19 protein-coding genes are annotated in these 16,978 nt (G+C 72.7%); 7 read left to right on the forward strand and 12 right to left on the reverse strand.

Going from position 1 to position 16,978, the window contains the following annotated elements; genetic code table 11:
- The first annotated feature begins 14 nt into the window (after positions 1-14).
- The 4 genes from pdxR to H4W80_RS33135 all read left to right on the forward strand — a co-directional run bounded on the left by pdxR (position 15) and on the right by H4W80_RS33135 (position 4,415).
- Positions 15-1,520 carry a MocR-like pyridoxine biosynthesis transcription factor PdxR gene (gene pdxR, locus H4W80_RS33120; protein WP_192788667.1) on the forward strand — a complete coding sequence of 502 codons (1,506 nt, stop codon included), beginning with the start codon at positions 15-17 and terminating at the stop codon, positions 1,518-1,520.
- Between the two features lie 64 nt (positions 1,521-1,584).
- Complete coding sequence (locus H4W80_RS33125; protein ID WP_192788668.1) at positions 1,585-2,025, forward strand: hypothetical protein; 441 nt, start codon at positions 1,585-1,587, stop codon at positions 2,023-2,025.
- A 40-nt stretch (positions 2,026-2,065) separates the two neighbouring features.
- On the forward strand, positions 2,066-3,283 hold the full coding sequence (locus H4W80_RS33130) for a winged helix-turn-helix domain-containing protein (RefSeq protein ID WP_192788669.1): 1,218 nt from the start codon (positions 2,066-2,068) through the stop codon (positions 3,281-3,283).
- Between the two features lie 325 nt (positions 3,284-3,608).
- Positions 3,609-4,415, forward strand: a complete 807-nt coding sequence (locus H4W80_RS33135; RefSeq protein ID WP_192793881.1) for a peptidoglycan recognition protein family protein — start codon at positions 3,609-3,611, stop codon at positions 4,413-4,415.
- 149 nt (positions 4,416-4,564) lie between these two features.
- Here H4W80_RS33135 and H4W80_RS33140 read toward each other — a convergent pair whose 3' ends face one another.
- The 3 genes from H4W80_RS33140 to H4W80_RS33150 all read right to left on the reverse strand — a co-directional run bounded on the left by H4W80_RS33140 (position 4,565) and on the right by H4W80_RS33150 (position 7,844).
- Positions 4,565-5,986, reverse strand: coding sequence for a serine hydrolase domain-containing protein (locus H4W80_RS33140; RefSeq protein WP_192788670.1), 1,422 nt, complete (start codon positions 5,984-5,986; stop codon positions 4,565-4,567).
- A 9-nt stretch (positions 5,987-5,995) separates the two neighbouring features.
- A complete protein-coding gene (locus H4W80_RS33145) occupies positions 5,996-7,438 on the reverse strand; it encodes an MFS transporter (RefSeq protein ID WP_192788671.1) in 1,443 nt (480 codons plus the stop codon).
- Positions 7,439-7,556: 118 nt separating this feature from the next.
- Complete coding sequence (locus H4W80_RS33150; protein WP_192788672.1) at positions 7,557-7,844, reverse strand: hypothetical protein; 288 nt, start codon at positions 7,842-7,844, stop codon at positions 7,557-7,559.
- Between the two features lie 392 nt (positions 7,845-8,236).
- Here H4W80_RS33150 and H4W80_RS33155 point away from each other — a divergent pair, with 392 nt between their 5' ends.
- Positions 8,237-9,466, forward strand: a complete 1,230-nt coding sequence (locus H4W80_RS33155) for a S1C family serine protease (protein WP_192788673.1) — start codon at positions 8,237-8,239, stop codon at positions 9,464-9,466.
- Between the two features lie 71 nt (positions 9,467-9,537).
- Here H4W80_RS33155 and H4W80_RS33160 read toward each other — a convergent pair whose 3' ends face one another.
- The 5 genes from H4W80_RS33160 to H4W80_RS33180 form a co-directional block, all read right to left on the reverse strand.
- On the reverse strand, positions 9,538-10,239 hold the full coding sequence (locus H4W80_RS33160; RefSeq protein WP_192788674.1) for a GNAT family N-acetyltransferase: 702 nt from the start codon (positions 10,237-10,239) through the stop codon (positions 9,538-9,540).
- Between the two features lie 139 nt (positions 10,240-10,378).
- Positions 10,379-11,044 carry a response regulator gene (locus H4W80_RS33165; protein WP_192788675.1) on the reverse strand — a complete coding sequence of 222 codons (666 nt, stop codon included), beginning with the start codon at positions 11,042-11,044 and terminating at the stop codon, positions 10,379-10,381.
- Complete coding sequence (locus tag H4W80_RS33170; RefSeq protein WP_192788676.1) at positions 11,041-12,213, reverse strand: sensor histidine kinase; 1,173 nt, start codon at positions 12,211-12,213, stop codon at positions 11,041-11,043. Before H4W80_RS33170 ends, H4W80_RS33165 begins: the two co-directional genes overlap by 4 nt.
- 23 nt (positions 12,214-12,236) lie before the next feature.
- A complete protein-coding gene (locus H4W80_RS33175) occupies positions 12,237-12,821 on the reverse strand; it encodes a hypothetical protein (protein ID WP_192788677.1) in 585 nt (194 codons plus the stop codon).
- Between the two features lie 92 nt (positions 12,822-12,913).
- Complete coding sequence (locus H4W80_RS33180) at positions 12,914-13,090, reverse strand: hypothetical protein (protein ID WP_192788678.1); 177 nt, start codon at positions 13,088-13,090, stop codon at positions 12,914-12,916.
- Positions 13,091-13,244: 154 nt separating this feature from the next.
- On the opposite strand from H4W80_RS33180, the gene H4W80_RS33185 reads away from it, so the two are divergent.
- Together H4W80_RS33185 and H4W80_RS33190 are read left to right on the forward strand one after the other, a co-directional pair.
- Positions 13,245-14,495, forward strand: a complete 1,251-nt coding sequence (locus H4W80_RS33185; RefSeq protein WP_192788679.1) for a sensor histidine kinase — start codon at positions 13,245-13,247, stop codon at positions 14,493-14,495.
- Positions 14,483-15,133 (forward strand): response regulator, encoded by a 651-nt coding sequence (locus H4W80_RS33190; RefSeq protein ID WP_192788680.1) that lies wholly within the window; start codon positions 14,483-14,485, stop codon positions 15,131-15,133. The genes H4W80_RS33185 and H4W80_RS33190 overlap by 13 nt, the downstream gene beginning before the upstream one ends.
- 4 nt (positions 15,134-15,137) lie before the next feature.
- Here H4W80_RS33190 and H4W80_RS33195 read toward each other — a convergent pair whose 3' ends face one another.
- From H4W80_RS33195 to H4W80_RS33210, 4 genes are read right to left on the reverse strand one after another with little or no spacing between them, the layout of a single operon-like run.
- Positions 15,138-15,386, reverse strand: a complete 249-nt coding sequence (locus tag H4W80_RS33195) for a hypothetical protein (RefSeq protein WP_192788681.1) — start codon at positions 15,384-15,386, stop codon at positions 15,138-15,140.
- 53 nt (positions 15,387-15,439) lie between these two features.
- Positions 15,440-15,802: a hypothetical protein gene (locus H4W80_RS33200; RefSeq protein WP_192788682.1), complete on the reverse strand. Its 363-nt coding sequence runs from the start codon at positions 15,800-15,802 to the stop codon at positions 15,440-15,442.
- Between the two features lie 6 nt (positions 15,803-15,808).
- Positions 15,809-16,393, reverse strand: coding sequence for a hypothetical protein (locus H4W80_RS33205; protein ID WP_192788683.1), 585 nt, complete (start codon positions 16,391-16,393; stop codon positions 15,809-15,811).
- A 15-nt stretch (positions 16,394-16,408) separates the two neighbouring features.
- Entirely contained in the window at positions 16,409-16,834 is a 426-nt protein-coding gene (locus tag H4W80_RS33210; RefSeq protein WP_192788684.1) for an Hsp20/alpha crystallin family protein, read from the reverse strand.
- Positions 16,835-16,978: the final 144 nt, after the last annotated feature.

Raw genomic sequence — 16,978 nt, forward strand, 5'->3', positions numbered from 1 at the left:
ATTGGACCATTCGCATGACCGACGCGCTCGGGCCCGAGCTCCTGCTGGAGCTGCCCGGCTGGGGTTCTCGTGGCAGGGCGCTGGAGGAGGCGCTGCGGTCCGCGATCCGCGGCGGGCGGCTCGTGGCCGGCACGCGCCTGCCGTCGAGCCGCGATCTCGCCTCCCAGCTGGGGCTGTCGCGGGGGACGGTGACGCAGGCGTACGAGCAGCTGGTGGCCGAGGGCTGGCTGACGGCGCGGCAGGGCTCGGGCACCCGCGTGGCGGCGGGCACCGCGGAGGCCCCGGCGCGTTCCGGGAGGTCGGCAGGCTCGGCGGAGAGCGCCGCGTCGGCGCGCTACGACCTGCGGTCCGGGCGGCCGGACGGATCGGCGCACGCCCGCTCGCCGCGTCATGACCTGCGGCCCGGGCGGCCGGACGGATCGGCGCACGCCCGCTCGCCGCATCATGACCTGCGGCCCGGGCGGCCGGACGCGTACGCGTTCCCCCGCGAGGCGTGGGCCCGGGCGATGCGGCACGTGCTGCGGGAGGCGCCGACCGAGGTGTTCGGGTTCGGGGACCCGCGGGGGCGCATCGAGCTGCGCACGGCGCTGGCGTCGTATCTCGGCCGGACCCGCGGCGTCCGGGTCGACCCCGCGAACCTGATCGTCTGCTCCGGCTACACGCAGGCCCTCGGCCTGCTGGCGGAGGTCTTCACCGAGCTGGGCGTGCGTACCGCGGGCATGGAGGACCCGGCCATCGGCGACCACGTCCGCCTCCTGGCCGGCCGGCTGCGCGTCGCCGCCGTCCCCGTGGACGCCTCGGGCCTGCGCGTGGACGCGCTGCGCGACTCGGGCGCCGAGGTGGCCGTCTGCACGCCGGCCCACCAGTTCCCGCTGGGCGTGAGCATGGCGCCGGAGCGCCGCTCCGAGCTGCTGGAATGGGCCGACGACAGCCTCGGGTGGATCGTCGAGGACGACTACGACGGCGAGTTTCGCTATGACCGCCATCCGATCGCCGCGCTCCAGTCCCGCCGCCCGTCGAGGATCGTGTACGCGGGCTCGACCAGCAAGACCATCGGCCCCGCCGTCCGGCTGGGTTGGATCGCCTGCCCGCCCCTGCTGCTGGAGCCGCTCACGGAGGCCAAGCGGCGGGCGCGCGAGACCCGGCCCCTGGAGCAACTGGCCCTCGCGCGCATGATCGAGCTGGGCGACTACGACCGCCACCTGCGCACGATGCGCCGCGGTTACCAGCGGCGCCGGGACACGCTGGTCGCGGCCGTGCGGTCGGGGCTGCCGGACGTCCGCGTACGCGGCATCGACGCCGGCCTGCACGCCCTGCTCGAACTGCCCGCCGCGCCGTCGGAGCGGGCCATCGTGGAGGCGGCGCGGGCGGCCTCGGTCGACGTGCACCCGCTGGGCGAGTACGTGCGCGGCGAGCGCGACCGGCACCCGCCGTCGCTGGTCGTCGGGTACGCCACGCCGCCCGCCCACTCCTACCCGGCCGCGCTCGACGCGCTGATCAGCGGCCTACGCCGGCTCTGACCGGAACCCCGCGCTCGCCTGATTCGTTCTCTCATCAGCACGGGCCCCCGGGGGAAAGGCGGACATGGGCACGAGCAGAACGAGTGAGCGGCGGCTGAGAAGGCGCGCCCGGCGGCAGGCGGGCAAGTTCGTGTCGGTGCCTCCGGAGAAGCGCCGGCGCCTGACCCAACGGCAGCGGCGGCGGATGGCGCGGCAGGCCAGGGCGGACGCCGCGCAGCGCCGCTCGGTGTGGCGGGAGTGGGGACCGGTCACGGCGATCACGCTGGTCGTCTTCGAGCTGATCTACTTCTTCCTGGTCGCCGACATGGTCGGGGGGACGAGCATCACCGGTGTGATCGTGACGGGCGCCATCGGCTGCGTCACGGTCTGCTCCAGATTCGTGCAGGAATATGCGGGGTCGAACAGCGCCGATTCAAGGGCCGTTCCGTTTCTCGTCGTGGGCGTGGTCTCGGTGGCCGTGACGCTGGCCGCCATGGGCGCCGAGACGCTGTCGAAGACGATCTGATCGCGTCTCGTACGAACGTGTTTTCGAGTAAACTGCCGGCATGCCCAACCCGCTGGCCCTCAGCCTGGAGAGCGCGCGACGCCTGGCCGTGACGTGCCAGCACCTGGCCGGGCCGCGCCCCGGCGGCGGCCTCGACGGGCTGCGGCAGGTGCTGCGCACGCTGCGGTGCCTGCAGCTCGACCCGATCGACGCGGTGGCCCGCAGCCACTTCCTGGTGCTCTGGAGCAGGCTCGGCGACTACGACCGCGCCGGCCTCGACACGCTGCTGTGGCAGGAGCGCTGGCTGTTCGAATACTGGGCGCACGCCGCGTCGATCGTGCTGGCGGAGGACTATCCGATCCACCACGTCATGATGCGCGGCCACGCGAAGGGCGAGTCCCCCTACGCGCAGCGGGTCCGCGGCTGGATGGAGGCCAACGACGGGCTGCGGCAGCACGTCCTCGACCGCTTACGCACGGCCGGGCCGCTGCCGCCGGGAGCGTTCGAGGACCTCGCGAGCGTGCCCTGGCAGTCGAGCGGGTGGACCAACGGCCGCAGCGTCGAGCGGATGCTCGACTTCCTGTGGTTCCAGGGCAGCATCATGGTCGCCGGCCGGGCGGGCCGCACGCGCCACTGGGACCTGGCCGAGCGCTGGCTGCCCGCATGGGCCGGCGCCCCGCCGCTGCCCCGGCGGGAGGCGGTGTCGCTGGCGGCCGAGCATGCCCTGCGCGCCCTCGGCGTGGCCCGCGTGGCCGACATCGAGCGCCACTTCATCCGCGACCGCTATCCCGAGCTCCCCGAGATCCTGGAGGAGCTCCAGCGCTCCGGCCGCGTGGTGCCCGCCGAGGTCGAGGGCGGCACCGAGCGCTGGCACGTGCACCGTGACGTCCTCGGGCTGCTGGAGCGCGAGTGGCAGCCGCGCACCACGCTGCTGTCGCCGTTCGACAACCTCATCTGCGATCGGGCGCGCACCGAGCGGCTGTGGGGCTTCGAGTTCCGTACGGAGATGTACGTGCCCAAGCACAAGCGGCGCTACGGCTACTACATCATGCCGATCCTGCACGGCGAGCGGCTCGTCGGCCGGCTCGTGCCCCGCTTCGACCGGCGCAAGCAGGTGCTGGAGATCGAGGGCCTGTTCCCGGAGCCCGGCTTCCCGGGCGACGAGGTCTCCGTCCGGGCCGTCGGGCAGGCGGTGAGCGGGCTGGCCGCGTTCGCGGGGGCGCGGGAGGTCGCCTACGCGGCCACCGTACCGGCGCCCTGGCGGGCCGTCTCGGGCTGAGCTCTTCCCCGTTCGATTCCCTCGATCGAGGGCAAGTAGGGCATGCTAATGATCCGTCAGCATCCGCCCTCACCTCACCATGAAAGCCGTAGTCATCCACCCCGTCACCGCCCGCAGCACCCGGCGATGGATCCCGACTGGACGTCTGACCAGCGACGACGTCTCCCAGCCCATCGCCCGCGCGACGGTGTCGTGTCGCCCCGAAACTCCGCTCAGCGCGACGATCAGCCCTTTACCCTGCTGTGATCACATATAGCAATCACATGACTACTTATCGTTGATCGGCGGTTGCGAGACTCATCGAAAAGCTTGAGGGAGGTCCCCCATGCCGTACCTGACACAGCTGGCCGACGTCGCCCGCCGCACAGGGTTCCCCGTGACCGAGGTGGCCGGGTGGCAGACCCGCGGCCACGGGCCGCAGCCCCAGGTGCAGGGCATCGTGTGCCACCACACCGCAGGCCCCGCCGGCGGCGGCGACTACCCGTCGCTCGCGGTGGTCCGCGACGGCCGCCCCGGCCTCGGCGGGCCGCTGTCCCAGTTCGGGCTCGGCAGATCGGGCCACATCTACGTCATCGCCGCCGGACGCTGCTGGCACAACGCCCCCTCGACGTCGACGATGCACACCAACTCCGCCTCCCTCGGCATCGAGGCCGAGAACGACGGCACCCAGCCCTGGCCCGACGTCCAGAAGGACGCCTACATCCGGCTGTGCGCGGAGCTGTGCCGCGAGTTCGGGCTGCCGGCCTCGCGCGTGAAGGCGCACCGGGAGGTCAACGCCTCCAAGCCGGACCCCCACTCCATCGACATGAACGAGTTCAGGGCGGCCGTCGCCGCCCTCATCCAAGGCGCACCCGCGCCTGAGCCATCCTGGACGGAGGAGATCGTGAACCAACTGCCCATGATCCGGCCGGGCGACGACAACTTTGACGTCAAGACCGTCAGAGGCTGCCTGTTCGCCCGGGGCCGGGTTCCCGTGTCCGCCTACGCGCAGGTCGGGCTGGAGGACTGGCTCAAGTCCACCCGCTGCGACCCGGGGCTCGTCGAGCTGGTCCGCGGCTTCCAGCAGGCGGAGGGCATCGGCGCGGACGGCGTCGTCGGCCCGAAGACCTGGCCGTCACTGCTCCGCGTCTGACCGTCGCCCGCTCCCCGACCCCGCCGCATGGGCCCGGCGGCCGGGGGCCGGTGACAGACGGCCCGGTGGAGGTGCCTAAGCGGCGAGGAGCCCCGAGGGCGGGCCGCCCGGCGCTGGGCAGTTCTTCCGTTTGCGCGGTCGGGCCGGCCTCAGCCGGACACCTTGGGCGTGGCGCGCATCCCGACGTAGCACACCGAGGTCCCGTCGGGCAGGGTCGAGAAGACGACGGGCATGTAGTCCTCGCTGAACGAAGCGCCGATGCCCGAGGCGGCGAACACCGTCTCCGAGACCGGGGTCAGATCGGCCTCCAGCGGCGGGGACAGGTCCTTCATGCCGTCGACGAACTCGTACCGGATCCGGCTCGGGCTGATCGTGATGACGACGCCCTCGCGCTTGTAGGTGCCCACGAACGGCGCCATGTCCACCGCGATCGGCTCCGCCGGCGGCCCGAACGGGTCCGGCATGCGCACCCCGGCCAGCTCGGCCAGCAGCTCGCGGAACAGGGCGGCGTACACCTGCCGGGCCCCGCCCCCGTTGGTCATGAGCGCGACGGCCACGCCGGCCTGCGGGACGACGCGCAGGTAGGCGTACTGGCCGATGGCGGCGCCGTCGTGGCCGTAGCCGAAGACGCCGTCCCAGTCGTAGAGAGTCCAGCCCAGGCCCCAGCCGTCCGCGCTGACGGTCCACTTGTCCGGGACGTCCACCTCGCGCCGCTGCATGGCCGCCACCGCGTCGGCGGGCATCACGCGCGTGCCGTCGGGGGCCAGGCCGCCGGCCAGGTGCATCTGAGCGAAGCGGACGAGGTCGCCGGACGAGGTGATGATCCGGCCGGCCGGCCCCGCCGAGCGCGGCATCATGTCCCAGACGGGCGCCGGGTCGGGGTCCTGGCCCGGCTCGCCCAGGTGGCTCATCGCCGCGCGGAACCGCAGTGCCTCCTCCGGCAGCGTCATGGAGCGTTCGAGCCCGAGCGGCGTGAACACCAGGTCCCGCAGAGCCTGGTCCCAGGTCGTGCCGGTCAGCACCTCGACGAGGCGGCCGAGCACGACGTAACCGAGGCCGCCGTAGGAGACGGCCATGCCGGGCCGGCAGTCCAGGGCCACGTCCCGGGCCGCCTCGACGTACCTGGCCAGGCAGTCGTCGCCCCGGCCGGAGTCGTGGTTGAAGTCGTTGGTGACCCCGCCGGTGTGGCTGAGCAGCTGCCGGACGGTGATCACCTTGGTGGCCTCCTCGTCGGGAGTGGCGAACTCCGGCAGCACGTCCACCACCCGGGCGTCCAGGTCCAGCCGGCCCTCGCCGACGAGCCGCATGACCAGCGTCGCGGTGTGGACCTTGGCGATCGAGCCGGACAGGAACACCGAGTCGGGGGTCGTCGGCACGCCGGTCGCGCGGTTCAGCACGCCGGTGGCCAGCTCGTGGATGTTTCCGCCGGCCAGCACGGCCAGGGTCGCGCCGGGCACGTGGTGGGCGGCGCACAGCTCGTCGAGCCGCCGCTGCCAGTGCTCGACGTAGAAGGCGCGGCCGGTCGAGTCGAGCGTGCCCCAGTCGCCCGTGGCGTTCCAGTTCAGGTTCATGATCTCTCCTTAGATAGAGGCGGTCTTCTTGGGCATCACCAGCAGGGCCAGTACGGCGGCCGCCACGACGCCGGCGGCGCTGATGAGGAAGGCGGACGACATGGCCGTGGTGAAGGCGTCGCGGGCGGCGGCCGCGATCCCGGCGTCGCCGAGGCCGAGCGCGCTCCCGATCGAGAGGCGAGCCGCCGCCGGCGCGGTCGCGGGCATGGCCGCGGTGTAGGCACTGGCGAGCACGCTGCCCAGGACGGCGATGCCGAGGGCGGCGCCGGCCTGCTGGATGGTGTCGTTCAGCGCCGAGCCGACGCCGGCGTGCTCGGCGGGGATCGTGCCCATGAGGGCGGAGACGGCGGCGGGCATGGCCAGGCCGCCGCCGGCGCCCATGAGGAGCAGCGACACGGCCGCGGTGGCCAGGCCGCTCGACGCGTCGAGGGTGCTCAGCAGGGCGAACCCGGTCGCGCTCACGGCGAACCCGGTGACGATCAGCCGGCGGTTGCCGATCCGCGCGCCGAGGGTCGCGCCGAGGGTGTTGCAGGCCAGCGAGGCAACGGCCATCGGGATGAAGGCCAGGCCCGACTCGGTGGGCGTGTAGCCGAGGACGTACTGCAGGTACTGGGTGAGCACCAGCAGCAGGCCGCCGTTGCCGATCTGGACCAGGGTGAGCGAGAAGCTGCCGCCGCTGAAGGTGCGGTTGCGGAACAGGCGGAGCGGGACCATGGGGTGCGGCGTACGCAGCTCCCAGACCACGAACCCGGCGAGCGCGACGACCGCCACGGCCAGCGCCGGCACGGACAGGCCGTGCGGCAGCTCGATGATCGTCCAGACCAGCGCCGACATGCCGGCCACGGACAGCACCGCGCCGATCGGGTCCGGCCTGGTCTGCGGGCCCTTGGACTCGGGCATGAGCACCAGTGAGGCGACGATGGCCAGCACCGCGATCGGCACGTTGATCAGGAAGACGGCGCCCCACCAGAACCAGGCGATCAGCGCGCCGCCCAGCACCGGCCCGCCGACCAGGCCGAGCATGGCGACCGCGCTCCAGGCGGCCATCGCCTTGCGCCTCTCCTGCTCGTCGAACACGGTGATCAGGATCGACAGGGTGCTCGGCATGATGAGCGCGCCGCCGATGCCCATCACCGTGCGGGCGGCGATCAGCGTCACCGGATCGGCGGCGTAGGCGGCCGCCAGCGAGGCCACCCCGAACAGGGCCAGCCCGATCACCATGACCCTGCGCCTGCCGAACCGGTCGGACAGGCTGCCCGCCGTCAGCAGCAATCCGGCGAAGACCAGGATGTACGAGTCCAGGATCCACTGGATGTCCTGCGCGCTCGCGCCCAGGTCGGCGGTCAGCGGCGGGATCGCCACCGAGAGCACCATGTTGTCGATCACCAGCACGAGCGTGCTGAGACACAGCACCACCAGGATCAGCCAGCGGCGCGAATCACGTGCTTGCATCAGACCCTCCCAGGCCCCGAGTACGTTGTCCTCGTTGTGCGAACACTGTACGCAGAAGGGAAGGGCGTACGCAACTGGGGCCGGGCCCGCGACGAACGCGGGCCCGGCCCTTGCCGGATCAGTCCTGGTTGCGGGTGAAGTGGAACGGGCAGTGGCTGCCGCCCAGGCCGATGGTGGTGCGGCGCTCGAAGACGAACCCCTTGCCGAACGCGTGCTCCTCGCGCGACTTGGACACCGCCACCAGGGCCAGGAAGGGATCGGGAGCGGCGTCCAGCATGGCCAGGGTGCCCTGCCGGGTGGCCTCGCCGAGCGGCTCGACGAACGCCGTGCGCACGGCCTCGATCGTCGCCGGCCGGCCCAGCCTGGGCAGGAGCAGCTCGTACGCGGCCACGAGGGCCAGGGTCATGCGCAGGTTGTGGCGGGCGGGCTCGTCGACGATCAGGTGCCGGTTCGCCGGTTCGCCGCTTCGAGCTCCTCGTGACGGGCCCGCATGGCGGCGACGAGGTCGCCGTGCTCGCGACCGAGCGAGCACGCCAGCGCGCTCCACCGACCTACCAGGCGCTGACAAGCTTGAGTTGATGTTGTCCCGGCCAGTGTGGACCTCGCGGGAAGGTCCGGGGCCGATCGCTCAGGCGACGCTCATCCTAGATTTTTCCGGCTGTCGCGCCCGTGGCGGGGGCGTCCCGGCCTGCGGCGATAAGGCGCGCGTCAGGGTGCGCCGGACACGGGGATCTTGGGCTTAAGCAGGACTTACCCGCCGTTCGTCACGCTGGTGTCATCGGGACTCTAGGAGATGACATGGACGCGAACGCCCCTCGCGAGGACAGTGCCGGCGGCTGGAGCCAGTTCGGCGACAAGCCGCCCACCACCGGGACCTTCACCCGGCCCGGTCCGGTGCTGCCGCCTCCTCCGCCGCCGCAGCGGCAACGGGCCGGGTTCGTGCTCACGCGCAAGGCCGTCGCCGGGCTGGCGCTGGCGGCGTTCGCGGCGCTGACGGCGACCGCGCTCGGGGGCGGCGCCGTCGGCGCCTATGTCGCCGGCGCCGGCCAGCCGGTCCCGACGGTCACCAAGACCGTGGCGAGCCCGGTCTTCCGTACGGCCTCCGGCCAGCTCACGGTCGCGCAGGTGGCGGAGAAGGTGCAGCCGTCGGTCGTGATGATCCAGGGGCAGTCCGCCGAGGGCTCCGGCGTGGTGCTGTCGGAGGACGGGCTGATCCTCACCAACAACCACGTGGTGAGCGGCCAGGGCAGGCAGCTCACGGTGAAGTTCAGCGACGGCAAGACGGCCAAGGCCACCGTGGTCGGCACCGACCCGGCCACCGACCTCGCCGTCATCCGGGCCGAGGGCGTCTCGGGGCTGGCCAAGGTCACGCTGGGCGACAGCGACCAGCTCAAGGTGGGCGACGACGTGCTGGCCCTCGGCAGCCCGCTCGGCCTGGACGGGACGGTGACGTCGGGCATCATCAGCGCGCTCGACCGTACCGTGACCGCCGGCGGCGGCCGGGGCGACCAGCAGCTCCCGCCGGGCCTGGGCGGGCAGGGGCAGACCCAGGCGGAGGAGCCGACCACGCTCGGCGGCATGATCCAGACTGACGCGGCGATCAACCCGGGCAACTCCGGCGGCGCCCTGGTGAACGCGGTAGGCGAGCTGGTCGGCATCAACAGCGCGGTCGCCGCCGACGGCGTCAACCTCGGCTTCGCGATCCCCGTGAACACCGCCAAGCAGGTCTCCGAGCAGCTCATCAGCAAGGGCAAGGTGACCCACGCCTTCCTCGGGGTGAGCGTCACCGACGCCACCGGCGACGTGCCCGGCGCGCTGATCCGCCAGGTGAGCGCCGGCAGCCCGGCCGAGAAGGCGGGGCTGAAGCAGGGGGACCTGATCACCAAGATCGGTGCCACGGCGGTCTCCGGCGGCGACACGGTGGTGGGTCAGGTCCGCGGGTTCAAGGTGGGCCAGCAGGTGCCGGTCACGTACCAGCGGGGCGGCAAGACCGACACCGTGACCGTGACCATGGAGGAGAAGAAGTAACCCGTCTCCCGCGCCTCCGCAGCGGCCCGGAGCAGGTCCGGGTCGGAGTCGGCCGGTCGTCGATGCGGGCTTCAGCGGAGGGAGATGTAGAGGGCCTCGCCGACCTTGCGGTAGCCGACGCGGGCATAGACCCGCGCGGCGCCGTCGTCGGCCGGGGTGAGGAACGGGGTCGTGACCCCGGCGCCCGCGCCCTCGCGGGTCAGCAGCGCCGTGACCGCTCCCGCGATGCCGCGCCGCCGGTGCGAGGGCAGCACCGCGATGCCCGCGACCTCGGCGACCCCGTCGTGCGGGCGGCCGAGCTGCCCGGCTCCGACGGCCTCCCCGGCGTCGAAGGCGGCGGCGATCAGGCCGCCGCCGTCGAGGACCCGCCGGAAGCGCGCGATGTCGTGCTCGGTGGGATCCGGCGCGTCGAACGCCTCGTTCATCACCTGCGCGACCTGCCAGAGGTCGGCGTCCTCGGTCACGAGCGCGACCCGCACGTCCACCGGCCGCTCCACCACCTCGTCCGGCGGGCACACCAGCAGCGGGTAGCGCCCCTCCTGGGTGAACCCGGCCGCGAGCAGGGCGTCCTCCACCTTCGGGGACACCTGCGGCACGTATTCCAGGCGAGGCGTCCTGGCCCGCGCGCGGAACGCCCCGATCAGCGCGGCGACCTCATCCGCCGTGGGCGCGGCGTCGTCGTCGGGAACGGCGTAGTTGAACGGGAGCGCGTCGTCGTGCTCGTCGAACTTGATCGTGAACGGCCCGCACCGGACCGCCCGGTCCCCCGCCATCGACCTGATATAGGCATGCACGTGAGCGCCCAGCAAATGCGTTCGCCTTTCCCTGCGGATCCGACTTCCCTTGCGGATCCGACTTCCCCTGCGGATCCGACGCATACGCTATAGCCGCCGCCGCATGGCCGCCGCCCGATCAGCCCGCCCCGGGGACGATCAGGCCGCCCTCGTAGGCGGCGATCACCGCCTGCACCCGGTCCCGCAGCCCCAGCTTGGTCAGCACGTTGCTGACATGGGTCTTCACGGTGTGCTCGCTGACCACCATGGCCTGCGCGATCTCCGCGTTGGACAGGCCACGGGCGATCATGCGCAGCGTCTCCTGCTCGCGGGCCGTGAGCGCGGCCAGCCGTTCCGAGGGCGGCGCGGCCGGACGGGCGGCCGTTCTGGCGGTGAACTCGGCGATCAGCTTCGTGGTGACCGACGGCGCGAGCAGCGACTCGCCGGCCGCCACCACCCGTACGGCGTGGATGAGGTCGTCGCGGCGGACGTCCTTCAGCAGGAACCCGCTCGCCCCCGCGCGCAGCGCGTCGTAGACGTAGTCGTCCAGGTCGAACGTGGTCAGCATGAGCACGCGGCAGCCGCTCTCCGCGCACACGATCCTGGCCGCCTCGATGCCGTCCATGACGGGCATGCGGATGTCGAGGAGCAGCAGGTCGGGACGGTGCTCGCGGACGGCCGCGACGGCCTGCTGCCCGTCCCCCGCCTCGGCGACGACCTCGATGTCCGGCTGGGCGTCGAGGATCATGCTGAACCCGGCGCGTACCAGCTCCTGGTCGTCCGCGACCACCACGCGCACGCTCACGCCGCCACCGCCCGGCCGGCCATCGGGAGCCGTACGAGGACCCGGAAGCCCGGCCCGTCGGCGCGCCGGCCGAAGTCGGCGGTGCCGCCGCAGGCCGCGGCCCGCTCGCGGATGCCGATCAGGCCGTTGCCGCCCGAGGGGAGCGAGGTTCCGGAGCCGCGGCCGTCGTCGGCGATGTCGATCATGAGGGTGTCGTCCTGCCAGGTGAGTCTGATGTCGGCGCGGGACGCGCCCGCGTGCTTGACGATATTGGTGAGGGCTTCCTGGGTGATCCGGTAAGCGGCGATCTCCGTGTCGGGGGTCAGCGGCCCCGGCTCGCCGGAGGCGGAGTAGGTCACGTCGAGGCCGGTGGCCCTGACCTGTTCGGCCAGGGTGGTGAGCGCGGCGATCGTCGGCTGCGGCGCGCGCGGGCCCTCTTCCTCCTTGAGCACGCTCAGCATGCGGCGGAGCTGGACCATGGCGTCGCGGCCAGCGGCGGCGATCGCGTCGAAGACGGCCTCTGCCCTGGCCGGGTCGCTCCTGACCACCACCGGTCCGGCCTCGGCCTGGACGACCATGAGGCTGACCGCGTGAGCCAGGATGTCGTGCATGTCGCGGGCGATCCTGGCCCGCTCGCGTTCGGCGGCCCGCTCGGCCTCGGCCTGGCGCTCGCGGGCCAGCTGAACGGCGCGTTCCTCAAGCGCGGCGGCGTGGGCGCGGGAGGCGGCGGCGGCCCGGCCGATGGCGTAGGCGGCGGTGAAGAGCACGACGCCGCGCATGGCGGTCTCGGAAGAGCCGACCATGAGCAGGCCGCCGGCGATCGTGAGCACCATCGTGATCAGGCGGGGCCACCTGGCGGAGTAGGCGGCCACGGTGTAGAGCGCCATGAGGGAGCCGTACCAGATGGGCTGCGCGGCCACCTCGTCGACGACGTCGTAGAGCGCGGTCGCGACGAGGCCGGACAGCAGGACGGTCACCGGCGCGCGGCGCCGCCAGATGAGCGGCACCGTGGCGGCGACCACGACCACGTAGCCCCACCAGTGCCAGGGCCCGCCGTACGGGTTCTCGCGGGAGAACAGCGGCCACAGCTGCACGACCAGCACCAGCAGCGCGAGCACGGCGTCCACCCAGATCTGCGGCAGCGAGCTCGACCACCGGCGAAGCTGCGCGAAGAACCGTATATCGGACATGGCGTCCCATCTTGCCTCGTGCGTCATGCGAGCGCGGCGGCGGGCCTGCCCATGACGGGAACCTGGCGGGCGAGGGGGACGAACGAGACCAGCAGGCAGAGGGCGCCGAGCGGGATGAGGTCCTTCTCGACGAACGGCAGGACGAGGTCGGCCAGGACCAGGACGGGCGCCCACATCTTCACCCGGCGCAGCGCCGCGAGCTGCACCACGAGGGCGAGCTGCCCGGCGAAGAACAGCAGGGGTACGACGTCGTAGACGACGGCCGAGACGCCGGGGACGCTCTTGACCTGGTCGAACAGCCCACCCATCGCCTCGTGGTCGGCGGACATGAACCCGACCGCGATGTCGATGCCGAACTGTGCGAGCAACGCCACGACGCCGACGGTCCCGGCCGCCGCGCTCGCGGTGGCCAGGGCGTTCCCGCCGGCCATTCGCCGCATCTGCCAGAAGATGGGGACGTACAGGACGAGCGCCGCCATGAAGGCGAGGTGGCCGGTGGTCCACGCGATGCCGGGACCCCGGCTGCCGTCGAGGCCGTCGAGGATGCGGATCACGCCGTAGGCGAGCACGAGCAGGGGCGCGGCGATGAAGGGGATACGGGAGTTCATGGAGACGATCCTCGGCGTCGCGGGGGTCCTCGGGCATCGCCGGTGAGGGCGATTCCGCGGCTCCCTCTCAAGAGCGAGGACGAATCCGTCGTTCAGCCGCGCCGTGCGTAGTGCTGCTGGATCAGCGCGGCCGCGCAGGCCAGCGCGGCCAGGCCGAACCCGATGCCGACGAACATGTTGAGATCGGAGGTGGAGGTGACCATGTTGGCGACCGCGAAGATCGCCAGCAGCAGCCACAGGACGGGGCGGGGGATTCGGACGGGGGCCATGGTGCGCTCCTCACGAGATCGGGTGACACCCCAAGACGCTACGGATCGCCGTCGCCACGGGCGATCCCACCAGTGAGACAGCCCGAGGTACAGCAGGCTGTACTGTTCGTCCGGCATCAGCCCTTCGCCCTGGGAGATGTCCTAGGGTCGGAGAATGCCGACTCCCGACGCGGGGACCTTACGCCGGTGGGACATGGTGGCCCGGACCCGCGCCACCCTCGACGCCCTCGAACACCTCGTCGGCGGCGTCGGCACCGCCATCCTGGCGATCCTGGCCGTGTTCGTCGTGGCCATCACCGCGCTGGCCTGCCTCGTCGGCGTCGGCCTGTTCCTGGTGCCCACCGCCCTGCACGTGCTGCGCATCGTCGCCGACCGGGAGCGGGGGCGGCTGTCCCGCTGGGGTCCGGACGTCGTCATCAGCCCCGACCCGGTCCCGTCCGAGATGCGGGCGGCGATCAGGAACCCGGCGAGCCGGCGCGAGCTGTGCTGGGCGCTGGTCCACGGGTCCGTCGGACTGATGCTCGGGGCGCTCGGCATGACGCTGCCGCTCAGCGCGGTACGCGACCTCACGTTCCCGCTGTGGTGGCGGCTGCTGCCGGACGGGGCGGGCGTGGACCTCTGGGTGGTGGACGACCTCCCGAGCGCCCTCGCGGTCGGCGCGCTGAGCGTGGGCTGGATCGCGCTGACCCTGGCCCTCGTCCCCGGCATGGCGCGCCTGCAGGCGTGGCCGGGACGGCGGCTGCTGGCCGCCGATCCCAGCACCGACCTGGCGCTGCGGGTCGCCCAGCTCACCGCGACCCGCGCGGAGGCGCTCGACGCGCACGCCGCCGAGCTGCGGCGGATCGAGAGGTCGCTGCACGACGGCACGCAGAACCGGCTCGTCGCCGTCAACGTCATGCTCGGCGCGGCCCGCCGCGCGCTGGCCCGCGACCCTGCCACCGCCGACGCCATGCTCGAACGCGCGCAGGACGCCGCCGAGCAGGCGCTGGCCGAGCTGCGCGCGGTCTCGCGCAGCATCCTGCCCCCGGTGCTGACGGACCGGAGCCTCGCCGACGCGCTGAGCGGCCTGGCCGCCAGCTGCCCCGTCCCCTGCCGGATCGACGTCGACCTGCCCGGCAGGTGCGCCGCGTCCGTCGAGGCCACGGCCTACTTCGTGGTGGCCGAGGGGCTCACCAACATCGCCAAGTACAGCCAGGCGCGGCACGCCACCGTCACGATCCGGCGGCACGACGACCGGCTGGACCTCCGGATCACCGACGACGGCCGCGGCGGGGCGGACGAGCGACGCGGGTCGGGGCTGGCCGGGATCCGCCGCCGGGCCGAGGCCCTCGACGGGACCTTCGCGCTGACCAGCCCAGAAGGCGGACCTACCACCATGAATGTGAGCCTCCCATGCGGATTGTGATCGCCGAGGACGACCCGCTCCTGCGCGAGGGCCTCGCGCTGCTGCTGCGGGCGGAGTCGCTGGACGTCGTGGCCACCGCGCCCGACCCGGACGGCTTCCTGACCGCGATCGACGCCCACAGGCCGGACGTCGCCATCGTGGACGTCCGGATGCCCCCGACCCACACCGACGAGGGCATCGTCGCGGCCGTCGAGGCCCGGCGGCGTCAGCCGGAGCTGGCCGTGCTCGTGCTGTCGGCGTACGTGGAGCAGGCGTTCGCCACCGACCTGCTCGCCCACGGCAGCGCCCGGCTGGGCTACCTGCTCAAGGAGCGGGTGGGGCGGGTCGAGGAGTTCATGGGCGCGCTGCACCGGGTGGCGGAGGGGGGCACGGCCATCGATCCGGAGGTCGTCGCGCAGCTGCTGGCCCGCAGCAGGCCCGACAGCCGGCTCGACCGGCTCAGCCCGCGCGAGCGCGACGTGCTGGCCCTGATGGCCGAGGGCCTGGGCAACGCCGCGATCGCCGAGCGGCTGTTCGTCACCGACGGCGCCGTGCACAAGCACATCCGCAGCATCTTCTCCAAGCTCGACCTGGCGCCGACCGACCGGACCGACCGGCGCGTGGCGGCCGTCCTGCACTACCTGGAGAACGGGAAATAGGGAGCTAGGCGCCCAGGTCGCGGGCGATGTTGTCCAGCCTGGTCGCCAGGTCCTCCAGAGCCTCGTCGCTCAGGCCGCCCTCCGGCAGCCGGGCCGCGAGCTCGTCGCGGTGCGCGATGACCAGGCCCTTGTGCGCGTCATCCACCTCATCGGCCGGCAGGACCACGCAGTCACCCCGCACGAACACCAACGTGGCGTCGGGTTGCTCCGACTGCAGCAACTGGCGGACGCATTCAAGATCTATCAGAGACATCTCGGCTCCTCTGCCCCGACTGGCTTCAAGCTGGGCGCTTACCCAGAGGGCACTCATCCGAACGTCGGAGGGCCGCCGTCGGCGTGCGAGCGCCGTACGCCGAACGTCACCAGATACACCGCTGCCCCCAGCGCCACCAGGGCGGGCGGCACGGCGAGCAGCGGCCGCGCGGCCAGCAGGGCCAGCACGGTCAGGACCACCCCCACCAGCAGCCCGAGCGCGCCCGCCAGCAGGCGCACGCCGAGCCAGCTCGACGGCGGCGGCGACGCCGGCCACTCCCCATGGCCGCCTCCGTGCACGTCGGGCACGCCGGTGTCGCTCACCACGCCGGAGGAGGTGATCTCCTCGGGAGGCGGCGGCTCGCGCAGCACGGGAGCGAAGAACTCGTCCTCCGGGTCCTTGTCGTGCCTGTTCATCCTGGATCACCTCGCCGGATCGGCTTCCTCCAGCTCCTGCAGGAACGGGTTGACCACGGCGTTCAGCTCGGCCAGGAGCGCTTCGAGCGAAGCCTGGGCGTCGTCGAGGTTCGGCAGGCCCGCGGCCCGCGCGTGGGTGGGCGTGGGCAGGCGCTCGACCGGCAGGGGCACGCGGAGCTCCAGCGTGCTCAGCGCGGTCGGCCGCTCGTACGGCGGCGGCACGTAGGTGGGCTCCTGGCGCTGCCAGCTCGACCAGCCCTGCGGCAGCCGGACCGCGGGCGGGGCGGCCAGCTCGACCACCGCCAGCAGGCCCGGCGCCTCCTCCGGACGGTGACAGGTCGCGTCCAGCACCCGCGGGTGGCGGCGTACGTAGGCGTGCTCCGCCACCGGGCGCGTGGCCACCTCCCACGCGCCCAGTGCGAAGTGCAGCGGGTCCAGCGTGACGCCGCCCGCGGCCGGTTCGCCGTGCATGGCTTCGAAAGCATGCCGCCATCTGCGCAGCTCCTCGCCATAGCGCTCCTGCGCGCTGCCCGGCTCCGCGCCGTCGCGCCCTCGCGCGGCGCCGATCCAGAACGCCTGCGTGCCGGCCATGCGCCTCCCCCGGTGTCAGCCCTTGATCTCGATGCGTCGAGCGCGGCCCTTCTCGGTCTTGGGAACGCGCACGATCAGGATCCCGTCCGCCAGCTCGCCGCCGATGTGCTCGGTGTCGGCGTCGCTCGGCAGGATCGTCCGGTAGACGAACCGCCCGGTGCGCCGGCGCAGCATCTGGCCCTTGTCCTCCTCGTTGACCTCCCCGGACACGCACAGCTCGCTGTCGTTGACCTCGACGTTGATGTCCTGCCGCTTCAGGCCGGGAAGCTCCGCCCGTACGATGTAGGCGTCCGGGGTCTCCTCGGTCTCCGCCACCGGCCGCCAGGCGGCCAGATCGCTCTCCGCGCCCTGCTCGAAGAGCCGTCCCATCTGGTCCCACAGCTGCTCGAACTCGGTGAAGGGATCCCAGGACCGCCTCTGCCAGGGGACACCCGCCTGCATCGCTCCGCGATTGCGCCTTATCGGCAAAGCCACTGCTTTCTCACCTCCGTGACGTGAGGGACACCGTCGCCCCCCTCCTCCAAATTCATCCCGTACCCGCAATTGCCCGTCGTGAACGGTTTAGTCGCAGGTCAGAGGGTGTGT

Origin of the sequence: Nonomuraea angiospora, from assembly GCF_014873145.1 — a bacterium.
In the GTDB taxonomy this organism is placed as follows: domain Bacteria; phylum Actinomycetota; class Actinomycetes; order Streptosporangiales; family Streptosporangiaceae; genus Nonomuraea; species Nonomuraea angiospora.